This window comes from Herbaspirillum sp. YR522, from assembly GCF_000282575.1.
Lineage (GTDB): Bacteria > Pseudomonadota > Gammaproteobacteria > Burkholderiales > Burkholderiaceae_D > Herbaspirillum.
The window spans coordinates 1-13,269 of record NZ_AKJA01000152.1; the positions used below are offsets into that span (position 1 = coordinate 1).

General features: G+C 59.3%; 13 protein-coding genes, 1 tRNA gene and 1 pseudogene. 6 read left to right on the forward strand and 9 right to left on the reverse strand.

All coding sequences use genetic code 11. The annotated features are described in order from the left end of the window. From PMI40_RS20745 to PMI40_RS20755, 3 genes are all read left to right on the forward strand, one after another. The coding region (locus PMI40_RS20745) for an SDR family oxidoreductase (RefSeq protein ID WP_008119528.1) at window positions 1–649 on the forward strand (649 nt) is incomplete at its 5' end. Between the two features lie 92 nt (window positions 650–741). Next, window positions 742–831: transfer RNA gene (locus tag PMI40_RS20750), tRNA-Ser, on the forward strand. 124 nt (window positions 832–955) lie between these two features. After that, the gene (locus tag PMI40_RS20755; protein ID WP_008119530.1) at window positions 956–1,645 is read left to right on the forward strand and encodes a hypothetical protein; all 690 of its coding nucleotides are present in this window, start codon (window positions 956–958) and stop codon (window positions 1,643–1,645) included. A gap of 393 nt (window positions 1,646–2,038) precedes the next feature. Here the strand turns inward: PMI40_RS20755 and PMI40_RS20760 are convergent, their stop codons facing one another. The 5 genes and pseudogenes from PMI40_RS20760 to PMI40_RS20780 all read right to left on the reverse strand — a co-directional run bounded on the left by PMI40_RS20760 (window position 2,039) and on the right by PMI40_RS20780 (window position 5,734). Next, the gene (locus tag PMI40_RS20760) at window positions 2,039–2,341 is read right to left on the reverse strand and encodes a hypothetical protein (protein ID WP_008119532.1); all 303 of its coding nucleotides are present in this window, start codon (window positions 2,339–2,341) and stop codon (window positions 2,039–2,041) included. A gap of 121 nt (window positions 2,342–2,462) precedes the next feature. After that, complete coding sequence (locus PMI40_RS20765) at window positions 2,463–2,879, reverse strand: hypothetical protein (RefSeq protein ID WP_157221636.1); 417 nt, start codon at window positions 2,877–2,879, stop codon at window positions 2,463–2,465. 48 nt (window positions 2,880–2,927) lie between these two features. Next, window positions 2,928–3,587 (reverse strand): annotated as a pseudogene (locus tag PMI40_RS20770) (type II toxin-antitoxin system HipA family toxin); the annotation flags it as partial. 158 nt (window positions 3,588–3,745) lie between these two features. Then, the gene (locus PMI40_RS20775) at window positions 3,746–4,063 is read right to left on the reverse strand and encodes a helix-turn-helix domain-containing protein (protein WP_008119540.1); all 318 of its coding nucleotides are present in this window, start codon (window positions 4,061–4,063) and stop codon (window positions 3,746–3,748) included. 357 nt (window positions 4,064–4,420) lie between these two features. After that, window positions 4,421–5,734: an MFS transporter gene (locus PMI40_RS20780; protein ID WP_008119543.1), complete on the reverse strand. Its 1,314-nt coding sequence runs from the start codon at window positions 5,732–5,734 to the stop codon at window positions 4,421–4,423. A gap of 142 nt (window positions 5,735–5,876) precedes the next feature. Between PMI40_RS20780 and PMI40_RS20785 the strand changes: the two genes are divergently transcribed. From PMI40_RS20785 to PMI40_RS20795, 3 genes are read left to right on the forward strand one after another with little or no spacing between them, the layout of a single operon-like run. Next, the gene (locus PMI40_RS20785; RefSeq protein ID WP_157221637.1) at window positions 5,877–6,587 is read left to right on the forward strand and encodes a GntR family transcriptional regulator; all 711 of its coding nucleotides are present in this window, start codon (window positions 5,877–5,879) and stop codon (window positions 6,585–6,587) included. Between the two features lie 43 nt (window positions 6,588–6,630). Next, the gene (locus tag PMI40_RS20790) at window positions 6,631–7,749 is read left to right on the forward strand and encodes an isocitrate/isopropylmalate dehydrogenase family protein (RefSeq protein ID WP_008119546.1); all 1,119 of its coding nucleotides are present in this window, start codon (window positions 6,631–6,633) and stop codon (window positions 7,747–7,749) included. Between the two features lie 30 nt (window positions 7,750–7,779). Further along, window positions 7,780–8,067: a putative quinol monooxygenase gene (locus PMI40_RS20795; RefSeq protein ID WP_008119548.1), complete on the forward strand. Its 288-nt coding sequence runs from the start codon at window positions 7,780–7,782 to the stop codon at window positions 8,065–8,067. Between the two features lie 292 nt (window positions 8,068–8,359). Here the strand turns inward: PMI40_RS20795 and PMI40_RS20800 are convergent, their stop codons facing one another. From PMI40_RS20800 to PMI40_RS20815, 4 genes are all read right to left on the reverse strand, one after another. Further along, entirely contained in the window at window positions 8,360–8,932 is a 573-nt protein-coding gene (locus tag PMI40_RS20800) for an NADPH-dependent FMN reductase (RefSeq protein WP_008119550.1), read from the reverse strand. A 187-nt stretch (window positions 8,933–9,119) separates the two neighbouring features. Further along, complete coding sequence (locus PMI40_RS20805) at window positions 9,120–9,896, reverse strand: DUF72 domain-containing protein (RefSeq protein ID WP_008119552.1); 777 nt, start codon at window positions 9,894–9,896, stop codon at window positions 9,120–9,122. An 87-nt stretch (window positions 9,897–9,983) separates the two neighbouring features. Then, window positions 9,984–11,540 (reverse strand): FAD-dependent monooxygenase, encoded by a 1,557-nt coding sequence (locus PMI40_RS20810; RefSeq protein ID WP_008119554.1) that lies wholly within the window; start codon window positions 11,538–11,540, stop codon window positions 9,984–9,986. 253 nt (window positions 11,541–11,793) lie between these two features. Further along, window positions 11,794–13,266: a UdgX family uracil-DNA binding protein gene (locus tag PMI40_RS20815; protein ID WP_008119556.1), complete on the reverse strand. Its 1,473-nt coding sequence runs from the start codon at window positions 13,264–13,266 to the stop codon at window positions 11,794–11,796. Window positions 13,267–13,269 lie beyond the last annotated feature (3 nt).

Sequence of the window (13,269 nt, forward strand, 5' to 3'; positions counted from 1 at the left end):
GGAAGCGGCAGCCGCCGAGATCCGTGCCGAGACGGGCGCCACCATTACCACGGTCGCCTGCGACATCACCACGCCCGAGGGCCGCGCCAAGGCGCTGGCCGCCTGCCCGCAACCCGACATCCTGGTCACCAACGCGGGCGGCCCCAAGCCGGGCGACTTCCGCGAGTGGACGCGGGACGACTGGATCGCGGCGGTCGACGCCAACATGCTGACCCCGATCGAATTGATCAAGTCCACGGTCGACGGCATGATCTCGCGCGGTTTCGGGCGCATCGTCAACATCACCTCCAGCGCCGTGCGGGCACCGATCGACATCCTGGGATTGTCCAATGGCGCGCGGTCGGGCCTGACCGGCTTCGTGGCGGGCCTGTCGCGCAAGACGGTGCGTCACAACGTCACCATCAACAACCTGTTGCCGGGCCCGTTCGAGACCGATCGCCTGCGCTCGACGGCGCAGGGAGCGGCCAAGGACAGCGGCAGGACGGTGGACGAAGTACTGGCCGAGCGCCGCACGCAGAATCCCGCGGGCCGCTTCGGCGACCCGGCCGAATTCGGCGACGCCTGCTCCTACCTGTGCAGCGCCCAGGCCGGTTTCATCACGGGCCAGAACATGTTGCTCGATGGCGGTGCCTATCCGGGTACGTTCTGAAGGAAGATTTCCCGAGAGAAAGTCCGTGATGACGGGCAATTGTTGTATAATTCGGCCCTCGCGCTGCTGCCTTCGGGCGGCAGTGCCGATCAGGAGGTTTGGGTGAGCGGTTTAAACCAGCAGTCTTGAAAACTGCCGACGGGGTGACCCGTCCGTGAGTTCGAATCTCACAGCCTCCGCCAGAATTGCCGAGAGCCCCGATTTCTATTGAACTCGGGGCTTTATTTTGTCTGTTGTGTGTATTTCACCAATGACAAACGATGAAGATTCATCGTCAATGATCCACGTGCCGACGAATAAAATCTTATGTTTGAGCTTGCTGTCTCTTGGATTAATAAAACCGTCTTCCCCTGGTTCAACTCCGCCAATGCGACCCATAACGTACTATTGGGCGCCATTGGATCTATCTTGGCGGCCATATTCATTTCGCTTACGTTGCGCGTGGTGTTGCAAAGCTGGAGCTACGCCCGCCGAGTGACCCTAGATGAGAAGAGAAAAAACCGGAGTTATCTCAAGTTACTTGAACGGCGACTGCGCATGTTCATTTATTGGGAATCCGCGACTCTAGGCCAGCGGCTTCATTTTGTGTTGCTTCGAGTGACACTGATCCTCTCCGGCTCCTTGACAATGCTCGTGTGTCAAGGTTTTTTGACGCTGGGGGTGATATTAAAGGAGTTACAAGAGCGCAATCCAGAAAATGTAATCAGACTTATCAACGCCGCGAGAAATGCGACAGACGGCCCGGCCGTCGCAATGATCCAACAACAATATTTTTTTCCTGCGATGGTGCTGCAATGTGTCATCGCAGTAGGGATCTTCCTCTTTTGTCTGAGTTCGATTATTTATCTGCTGAAAATTGTCCGTTTAGCTGAATTGGAAGACCCTGAGGCGCTAATCGCGACCATTAACTCAATAAGAATGTCCTTAGATCTGCCCCGATTATTCATGAACGACAAGACACTTAGCCCATCCCCTTCGTTACTCTATCCTTCCTAGTTCGAGGCTATTGACCTGCCCCCGCCGATTTGCGGTACCGACGCATTCAGATGACTTTACCAACGAAAGCGTGGCCATCGAAGTCGATACGTCGATCTCCGGATACGAGTAGGCCGAGCATTAGATACATTCAAACCGGAACGAACTGGATAGCGCGGCGGCAACCTGGACAGTACGATGCACCTAAAGTCCGTTATTGGCCGATTGCGAAATCACCGAAACAAGAGTGACTAGGAAGCCCGTTGGAACGCTCGCTCAAGATCTTCCTTCACGATCCGGTCCAGGCACAGTTCTGGCAAAGCATCGATAGAGAAAAATCCAACCTCAGAAACCTCCAACTACGAAAGCACCCAGGCTGTTTTCCAGGCGGGGCCGGCAAATATCATCTTCGAGTCAAATAACTTTCCAGATCAGCCACCCAATACCGAACAGGATCGCAGCGCTGAAAATCAAGCCGACCGCCATCCTGATATACGGTGTGAGATACGCAGCCAAGGTGCCTAGGCCCGCCCCACTTAATATTACGCTCATGAACACCAACCATTTCGGCAAACCGAGCGGCTTTAAAAATGAATGCACTGTGGCGCCACCAAAAATGGCCCCGATGATAAAAACCCAAAGAGCCCATTGCCCGAAGTTATGATCCTCCAGTTCGTCATCTGAAAGATACGAATTGCCAATGCGATGCCTTGCCATTTTCCCCTCCCCTGATAATTCGAGAAGTTATTTTAAACAAAAAGTCATTCAATTTAATGCTATAAGGCAATAGATTTAAAGCTTGTAGGGTCAGGCAGCACGGAGATTTGTGTTAGTCGCTTTAGATTCTATTGAGCGTCGGGGCGTGCGACTGAATGTAGCTTCGTTCAATCTTGTTAATGTCTTCGCCGTCAGCCACGTTGCAGAGAAAACTTAGAACGATTCGGTCACCTGCCGTGACCGCTGCGCCAAGCGCAACGTGAATCGCACGAAATGCGTCCGGCTTAGCTAGGCGATACCGCTTGCCGGCAAGCATGCGAACGACATTGCGGCGATATTGTTTTCTGGGCCGTCCCGATCCGCCCATCGCTTTGCCGACATACCGACCTTTCAGTTCGCCAGTCTCGCGGTCTATGATGTCCCATGCGTAGATTAACGGTTTGGATTCGTCGACCTTGCTATTCTCCGCGATCTCAAAATGCATGACTTCCCCTTTAGTTTTAATAATGGCAAGGAATTTAGCATAAGACAAAGACATGGCACAGACCAAAAACTGCCCATCGCAAGCCCACTGATCTCCCAATCCTCACCGACGACTACGCCCCTTCTGAGCTTGCCCCAACAAAGCCACATTCTGGTCAATACGACCTTGTATCGTTCTTAGCGTATCCCGGGTAATCCGTTGAGGCAGCAGATTGTCAGCGATCACCGCAAACTGGCGGGCCACACTGCAGATGCCGTCGATGATTGTGCTGGCCGCTTGCTGGGATACCTCCGCCTCTTGCGCCAACCTAAGCAGGTCAACACGAGAAATTGCCAACGCTTGCCCCATCACGTCCATCTGGTGGTAGCCCTGCGGCCCGTCGCAGAAAGTTACATCATAGGCCGGGGCCAGCCTCCAATTGCCGTCACGTGACATGAGGTAGGAAAAGTTCTTGGGATGATCGTCCCTGTTATTGAATGCGACATTGAAGACGGCGCGCTCGTAGGCCAGCGCGACCTCCCGCACATCGCTGGTACACAAATGCGTCGCACGGAAAAAATTAACGTAGTCCAATACGCCTGGAGAGCGAAAATCAGCGCCCGTAAACGCCGCCAGGCTTTGCATCGGTACCCGCACACCATCTCGTCGATCAAAACGCTTGCTGGCAAATGCCGCCAACCCATTGGGCAAATCGAAATATTGCGTGTCCGGGGTCTCGATGCCGCACATGAGCAGGCACTCGGCGTAGACCATTTCGATAGCGCAAACCTCGGCGTGTTCATCCCCGGCCGGAACTTCCTAGACTTCGACGGCGAGCTGTTCCAGTGGGACGGGAACGTGCGCCACTGAGAGCAGTCGAGGTCACCAACGTGCCCCATTGCCATCGCTCGCCCCAGCCTTCGTAATAGACGTTCACTTGCTCAAGCATGACCAGCTTTGCGCTTGATGCGATGTCGACCGACGCTGTCTTCATAGCGTCGTATGTCTTCCAGGCTGTCCACCTTCGGTAAGAACAGGCCTTCGAGCTCCTTGGTTCGCCCAAGGCTCATGGCCACGCGCACCACGCTGTCAAATCCGACGTTACGGCCGGCCTCCAGGTTGGAAACGGTATTGACGCCAATACCCGCACGTCCGGCCAGATCGGCCTGCGTCATCTCCTGCGCCAGTCGTTCGGTGCGCAGACGCTCGCAAAGTCGCTTGACGACTTCGCTCGGCTTGCTGAAGCTTAAATCCAACATGATGTGACCCAGGTCCCTTTTACCGGCTAACACACGAAATAATGGAATTAAGTATAGCCTCAACAGGCATAATAATTCTTTAATTTTGGGTCTTAACTACCAAATATCGATTTAATACACAATATATTGGATTTAAAAAGGAAGTTTAACGTCTTCATAGCCTGAGCCTGCCCGGTCATCAATCCTCTTCACGGCCGTCCCTCGCGCAGCGCGGACTGGGCAAGAAAATTAGAACGCTTATTGCACCTCAACTGGGCCGGATTTCCCAATGCTGAATTGATGCGCTTTCAGCTGTGGAAGTAATTTTCGTTCGCACAATGAAAATGCCGGCTCCGAACTGCCCCGGCATTTTCATGTTCACATGTTTTCCTGTGGCTCAAATGCGGCGCCGGTCTTTTTCCTGTTACTGGCAATGAGCAGCAGGAACCCGACTACTTGCAGAGCAAGAATAGGGGTAAGCGCCAACGCAAAGCTCCCCGTTTGCTCGCGAATAACACCGATCAGATAGGTCCCGGCGAAGCCAGCCAGATTGCCTACCGCATTAATCTGCGCGAGGCCGGCTGCGGAAGCTGCTGGACCAAGACGCTCGGTTGAAAGCGCCCAAAAAGGTCCCTTGAATGCGTAGGTACCCACCAGCGTCAGCACCATGAACAGCATTGCAGGCACCAGTTCCTTGGTCAGCATACCTGCCCCCAAGGCACACGCAGACAGCGCTAACGGCAATGCCGTCGTCCATACGCGCTCCCGGCGTCGGTCTGAAACACCTCCCCACCAAATCATCATGACCGAAGCCACAGCGAACGGTATGGCGTTAAGCCAGCCGGTCTGCGTGGTGCTCAACCCGAAGCTTTTGAGAATCTGGGGCTGCCACAGCGATAAGCCGTTACTTGCTGCAGAAGTCCCCGCATACACCAGCGACAGAAGCAGGACTTGAGGATGGAACATGATGCGCCAGGTTCTTCCCTCCCGCACCGGCGCGCCGCCGGCGCTACTACCCTTCCGTTCTGCCTCCAGGGTAGTGCTGAGCCACTGCTTCTGTGCAGCTGTCAGCCATGTTGCATCGTTGGGTGTGTCTGGCAGCCAGAAGTAAGTAAACAACGCTAACAGCACCGCGGGTGATGCCTCGATGAGGAACAGCCACTGCCAGCCATACAGGCCGCCAATTCCGTCCATCTGGAGCAGAGCTGCCGAAATCGGTGAACCAACGAAACTCGAAAGCGGCACGGCAACGTAGAAAAGGCTGACGATGCGTCCCCGGGTCGCAGCAGGGAACCACTGTGTCAAGTAAAGGATGACACCCGGGAAGAATCCGGCTTCCGCGGCACCAAGCAGAAAGCGCACGACGTAAAAGGAATTTGGCCCCGTCACCAATGCAGTGCAGGCCGAAACAAGGCCCCAGCTGAGCATGATGCGTGCGATCCATTTCCTGGCACCGAATCTCTTCATGGCCAGGTTGCTGGGCACTTCGAACAAAAAATAGCTGATGAAGAACAGCCCGCCACCGAGCCCGAATACGGCCGGTGTCAAACCAATGTCCTTGTTCATCTGGAAGGCTGCAAAACCGACATTCACCCGGTCGATAAAAGATACCAGGTAGCAAATCATCAGGAACGGTATGAGTACCGTCGTGACCCGTCTTACGGTCGACGCTCCGATGTCATCAGGGCTCATCTTGTTGTCTCCTCGGTAATATTCACTTGTGATGAAAAAAAATTCCACATGCATGCTAACGTATACGTTAAAGTATTCGCTAACTTATTTTTTACTTGATGCACAATTGGCCCCCGACAGTTCTATTTGGAAATGGGCAGAAATGAGCATTAGCGAAACCGTGCAGCCAGTGAAGACAGCAGAAACCGACGTTCCTAGCGGGCGGATGGGCGACGCCGCCTACGCGACGATGCGCCGGAGGATATTGGATAACGTCTGGTCGGCCGGTTATCAGGCGACCGAAGCGGACGTTGCACATGAGCTGGGCATGAGTCGTACGCCGGTACGTGAGGCACTGATGAAGCTTCAGGGTGAAGGGCTGATCAAGGTAACGCCACGCCATGGCATGCAGGTGCTCCCGATTTCGCCTGCGGATATGGAGCAGATTTATCAGATCCTGACGTCGCTGGAGTCAACTGCGGCTGAACTGGCGGCTGAGCGGCACCTGGATGACGCTGCACTAAAGCCACTGAGCGACGCAACTTCTGCCATGGATGCCGCGCTTAAAAACGACGACCTGGACGCCTGGGCCTTTGCGGACGAGCAGTTTCATGCGCATCTGCTGACGCTTTGCGGAAATGAGTATTTACGCGGGGTGGTGCTGAATTTCTGGGACCGAGCGCATAGGGCCCGAATGGTGACGCTACGGATGCGACCGAAACCGGTCAATTCGACCCAGGAGCACATTGAACTTGTCGCTGCAATTCGGGCAGGCGACGCGAATCTAGCGGGGAGCGTACAACGCGCTCACCGCAAGCGAGCAGGCTCGGAACTGCTTTTATTACTCAAGCGGCTGGGGCTTAGTCGGCTCTAGCTTTCGGTATGAGAAATCATACGTACTAACCTAGGTTCTCAATATGTCCCAAATTACCCCGTCGGTTTATGAAATTGCCGTATTGCCAGGAGACGGCATCGGTGTTGAAGTCATGGAAGCCTGTGTCGCGCTGCTCGAGGCAGCTCAAAAATTCGACCAGGGCCCACAACTGAATTTGACACGTTACGACGCGGGTGCGCAGCACTATGCGAAGCACGGAGAAGCGCTGCCCGAGCGCACTCTTGATGCCGCTCGCTCTGCGCATGCAGTGCTGTTCGGCGCGATGGGATGGCCAAACGTTCGTTATCCGGATGGCACAGAGCCGATTCCACAGCTCGACCTGCGCATGGCATTGGACTTATATGCCGGCGTTCGCCCGATTCGTTGGTTCCCGGGCCTGCCCAAGGTACTGACCGACGAACGCGCCGAGAAGATCGACTTCGTGCTGGTCCGCGAACAAACCGAAGGCTTGTTCTACGCTCGCGGCAAGGGCTCCATCAACGAAGCCGGCGAGTCCTACGACACCATGCAAATCACCCGCCGCGGTACCGACCGCGTAAGCCGTTTTGCCTTCAAACTGGCAGAACAGCGCAAGCGCCGCCGCGGTAACGCCAATGTCACTTGCGTGGACAAGGCTAACGTATTCACTTCGATGGCATTCTTCCGCGATGTCTTCAATGAAGCGGCAAAGGATTTTTCCGGCATCACCTATGACCATGCCTACGTGGATGCCATGGCATTGACCATGATCAAGAAACCATGGACCCTGGACGTGATGGTGACCGAAAACATGTTCGGCGACATTCTGTCCGATCTGGCAGCTGGCTTGATTGGCGGCATGGGTATGGCTCCTTCCGCCGACGTGGGCGACCACCACGGCCTGTTCCAACCGGCCCACGGCACCGCGCCCGATATCGCCGGTCAAGGCAAGGCAAATCCTGGTGCGATGTTTCTCTCTGGCGCAATGATGCTTGATTGGCTTGCCGACCGTCACGACCAGCCGGCATTGGAAAAACGTGCACGTATCATCGAAACTGCACTCGAAACAGTGCTCGGTAGCGGCAAGATTCGCCCGATGGAATACGGTGGTGACGCTGGTACCAAGGCGGTCACGGATGCTGTCATCGCTGCCCTGCCGCAAGCTGCGGCAGGCATCAAGTAACTCCTGGCCACCTTTCGAAAGACTTACCTCATGCTCATCATCGCCGTCACTTTCAACATAAGGCCGGAATCAGTAGGTGATTTTCGCGAAGCCATCCTGAAAAATGCAGCCACATCGCTGGCAGACGAAGAAGGATGCAATCTCTTCGACGTGTGTGAAGCCGCAGATGGCATCTTCTATCTGTATGAGCGCTACACGAATGATGATGCGTTCAATATTCACCTCAAGTCCAGCCACTTCTTGGCATTCGACAAGCTGGTAGCGCCTTGGGTGGAAACAAAGAAAATCGAACGCTATACGCTGATTTCTCCGGTGTAACTCAATCTCCCAATCAGAGTTGCCTTGGTTTGGCCCGGTTTTCAACCGGGCCTTTTTGCTTCCATCCGAGATCATCGGCAACGATTGCGTCACCTGCAAGCTTGCCGCAACAAACCAACTTTCTGGTCAATAAAACCTTGGATCGCTCCAGCCGGCAGGCACAGAACGCTGGCTGGAAAATGTCGTCAGCTCGTTAGGCGGATCGAAGCATGCATGTCCCGGTCTGGACGCCGGGATAATTTAATCGCAGCCGCACCGGCCACGGCGACGTCGGCCGCAACCGGCCAGGCGATCACCCCTGCTGGGCCTTGCGAATGAACCGCACCCGATCCGCCAGTGCGGTGACCATGGTCTTGAGGAATTCGCGGGTAGGCTCATGCGTGAGCTTGCCGTTGGCATCGAAGCGGTCGGCCGCGCCGCCGATCATCACCTCCGGCTTATTGATGAACTGCAGGTCGAGGAATACACCGATCTGCCGCAGGTGGTATTGCGCACGCGCCGTGCCGATGGCGCCGGGGCTTGCTCCCATGATGGCGGCGAATTTCCCGGCAAAGGGTGGCTCGGGTGGACGAGAGGCCCAGTCGATGGCGTTCTTGAGCACACCGGGAACCGAGTAGTTGTACTCGGGCGTGGCGAAGATGATGGCGTCAGCCTCGGCGATCTGCTGACGCAAGCGCGCCACCGGCGCCGGCCAGCCCTGCTCGCGCACATCGTCGTTATAAAGCGGCAGATCGGAAATGTCGGCCTCGACCAGGCTCACGCCCGGTGGCAACAACTCATACAGCGCACGCAGCGCCGCCGTGTTATACGACTTGGCGCGCAAGCTGCCGGATATACCCAGGATCTTGACGTCTGTCTGGCTCATCGTGTTCTCCTGATTGAAGTGGTGGAAGTTGAAAAAACATGGTCATAACAAAACACAGAGCGCACCGACGCCATACAGTTCCGCCCCACTACAGCCGCGCGGCCGGGGCGCATTCACGTCGTCTTGTCGCGACAGGCATTTCTTCAGCGCCGTGTGGATCGACCGGACTGGCCAACCGCACGGCGCCTCAGGCCGGCTTCCCGGTGCCGTTCAACAGCGCCATCAACGCCAGCGCATTGGGCAACGCGGCGCCGCGCGCGGTATTGTCGAACACGCACCAGACCTGGCGCCCGGCCTCGCGAGCCTCGACGATGCGCGCGCCCACGGCGGCGATGAAGGCGGCGTCGTACGCCGAATAATAGATCTGCGGCGCGCCATGCAAGCGAATGTAGAGCCTGCGCCAATCGCCCTGCGGCTCGCCCTCGGCCACCGGCCGTGGATGGGCGCGCACGCAGGCGACACCAGCCTGTTCCAGTACCTCGGCCCCCAACGGCGAAAACCAACTGGCGTGCCGGGGTTCGCAGGCCACCGGCACAGCCGTATGGCGGGCCAGCAGCGCGAAGAATGCGACCGCCGTGTCCGGATCCAGCGCCAGGCTGGGAGGCAACTGCAACAGCAGGCATCCCAGTTTTTCACCCAGTGCCGTGACCTGCTGCATGAACTGGCCCAGTGCCGCGTCGGCATCGCGCAGCCTGAGTTCATGTGACACCTGGCGCGGCAGCTTGACCGCGAAGCGAAACGCCTCGGGTACGCTATCGGCCCAGCGGGCATAGGTCTTGGCCTGGTGCGGGCGATAGAAAGAGCTATTGATCTCGACCATCGAGAACACCTGCGCATAGCGTTGCAGATGGCTGCCCTCTGTCGCGAACCGGTCCGCCACCTGGGACGACAGGGACCAGCCGGCACACCCGATGCGAATCGGGAACGGATCGATAACGGTGTCGCGCGGCGGGTCAGTCTCCATGCTTGCTCCACGCGGCCGGCTCGGCCGCAGAAAAAGGGTCGGGACCGCTAGCCTAACCGAGTTTGGCGCCAGCTTGCCGGCCGCCGGCTAGACTGCGTCGCCGCCCCCGCCTGCCAGGCCGAACCAGCGCGAGAGGGCCTGTACCAGCGGCGGCATGTCGACCTCCCCATCGCAAGCCCAGGCCACCACGCCATCGGGACGTACCAGCAAGGCACGCACACCCATGGGATTACCGGCCTGCACCGTGACATGGCAGAGCTGCGGCGCCCACCTGCCCGCCAGCGTGCGCAGCGATGCGGCACCATCGAACTCCAGCAGCAGGCCGCGGCCCGTGCGCAGCAGCGGGCCCAATCTGGCACCATGGTCCAACGCGAAATCGGGCACGCTGCGCCCGCCCAGCGGATGCGCATCGCCCAGTTCGTAACGCAGGTCCACGCCCCACATGCGACGCGCGAAATAGGTTGCGCCGTCGGGCATCTCCATGAGATCGCCCACGATCGCCGCCAGCGCACGCGTGCCCGGATCGGGTCGCATCAGAGCCACCTGGGCGCGCGACCAGTCCAGTATCCGCGCACCTGCCGGGTGGCGCTCGCGGTGATAGCTGTCGAGCAGGTCGTCGGGGGCAGTACCACGTACGGTCGCGGCCAGCTTCCAGCCCAGGTTGAGCGCATCGGCCAGGCCCAGGTTGAGGCCCTGGCCACCCAGCGGCGAATGCACATGCGCGGCGTCACCGGCCAGCAGCACGCGTCCACTTCGATAGGCGGTGGCCTGGCGCGCGCGGTCGCTCCAGGTGCTGGCGTGGGTGACGCCGCATAACACCAGCGGCTGGCACGCGACGCGGCGTAGAACCTGCTGCAGGTACTCGCGGGTGAGCGGCACCTGGCGGTGACCGGCGCCAGCGTCGAATTCAACCATGGCGATGGTGCCCGGATGGGTATAGGTGATCATCCCGCCCGGGGTGACATGCCTGCCCGGGCGCAGGGCGTCGGGGTCGGCCAGTTCGGCCTGGACCGAATAGCCGGTGAACTCGGGCTCGGTGCCGGCGAATTCAATGCCCGCGACCTTGCGCACCACGCTGCGACCGCCGTCGCAACCGACCAGCCAGGAGCCCCGCATGCGATGGGAGCCAGCGTGGACAGTGACGACGTCATCGTCGACCGTGAAATGATCGACACCGCAACCGCGTCGGATGTCGACCCCGATGGCGACGGCCCGGTGCGATAACACCGTCTCCAGCGCCTGCATCGAAACGGCCATGTGGGCAGCGGCCGAATCCGGCAGCCGGTAAGGCCATTGGCGCGGGTCGACCCGGTCGAGATGGAACTGGATACCGGCGAAATGTCCTGCGGGACGGCGTCGCTGTTGCAGCCAGTGCGCCGCTGGCTGGCCAGTTGCGTGCGCCGCCGCATCGACCAGCCCGGCGAGCAAGCCCCGGCGGTCCAGGGCGTCCACGGTGGGTACCGACAAGCCGCGCATGCCGAAGGGAAGCTGCTTCCAGATGGAGGCGGGATCGGCGGCGCGCTCCATCAGCAGCACCGACAAACCGTGAAGTCGACATTCGCACGCCAGCAACAGGCCGACCGGACCGGCGCCGGCAATGATGACGTCGTAGAGATGAGAATGGGAGGTGGGATGATCGTGCATGAAAAACGCCTTTGTCGAGTTTCGATTCGACCGGAGCGTTTCCCAGGCTGGATCCGCACGGACGAACAGGTCGATGCATGGAGCGCATCGTTTGCTCGTCGCGGGGATCCTGGCATGAGGCCAAAGACCAGAGCTTTCGTTACCGAAAGGACTTGGGCTTACCAGACCAAGCCTGCCTTTTCCGACATCGGTCTTATAACATGCGGGCCGGCCGCCGCGCAATGGCGACGCCTGTCGTGCCGCTGCGAGCGGCTCATCCGGGGTGGTCCTGCGCGGCCCGTTTGCGCGCCTGCTCCAAGGCCGCGACGATGGCGTCGACGACCTTGTCGCGCTGCTCGGGATCGGGCTGGCGCAGGGCAAACGACGGATGATAGGTGGCGATCACCGTCATGCCATCGATCTCGAAGGGCGCGTCGAGGTGGTCGCGCAAGCTGGTCCGTTGTTGCAGCAATGCGCTCAGCGCAGTGGCACCCAGGGTGACGATGACGGCTGGCTTGACGCTGTCGAGTTCGCGCTCGAGCCAATGAAAGCAGGCTTCCACTTCGCGCTGGCTGGCGGTCTTGTGCATGCGACGCTTGCCGCGCGGCTCCCACTTGAAATGCTTCACTGCATTGGTCAGGTAGAGCTGTTCGCGCACCAGCCCGGCATGTCCTATGGCCGCGTCGAGCACCTGCCCGGCCGGCCCGACGAAGGCCTTTCCGGCCAGGTCTTCCTGGTCGCCGGGTTGTTCGCCGATGACCATGATCCTGGCCTGGGCCGGGCCGGCTCCGGGCACCGCTTGCGTAGCGTGGTGCCACAGGTCGCAACGGCGGCAGGCGTCCAGCGATGACGGCAGCTCGCGCAGCGGTTGCGCCTGGGCGGCGTCGATGGCGATCGCGCGCCCTTTGCGCCTGCCCACTTCGGCGGCCTGCGCCAATTGCCGTTCACCGTTGCGGGCCGCACTGACCATGCCGGGGATCAGGGCCGCCTCCGGCAGCGCTTTCCAGTAGCGCACCGGCATCTGCTGCTGCAGCACCGATTCGTTCAGCCGGGCCGGGTTGAAGATACTGCGGTAATAAGTCAGCCACAGCGCTTCGGCCTGGTCTGCGTGCGCCTCCAGCTGATCGTCCTGCAGCATGTGCTGGCGCGTCAGCTGCAATGCGCTGCCATCCCACAGCGCCGCTCCGAGCGGCGTGGCGATCATCCACGAGCTGCGGCCCATGCGTTGCGCAAAATGCTCCGCCGCCCACGGCAATATGTCGTGCTGTGGCGCATACCAGGCCACGTACTCGGGGCCGTCGTGGCCGTCGGGGCCTGCGGACTGCTTGCGAAAGCGCACGTAGGCAATCATGTCGTGCTTGTCGCGCCGCACCGACTTGGCCATGCGCGCCAGGCGCGCGCCATCGCCATCGGCGGGCGACACCACCTCGCGCTGGCCCTGCATCCAGCGCCATAGCACCTGGTACAGAAAAGCCCAGCGCTGCGGATCACGACACAGTGCGGCCTCTTGCAGCAATTCGGACAACTCCCTGGAAATGCGCACGCCAGGCGCCGCCGCACTGGCACCAGCCGCCGATGAGCCGGCGGCCACAGCGCTGCCATAGTCGAGCGCCCCCTGGTCGTGCTGCGCGCCGGCCTCTGCCAGCACCTTCCATTGCAGCATGTCCGGCGACCAGCCTTGCGCCAGTGCCTGCAGGGCGGCATCGCGCCAGGCGTGGTAATGATCCTCGATGACGATCAGTTGCATCTC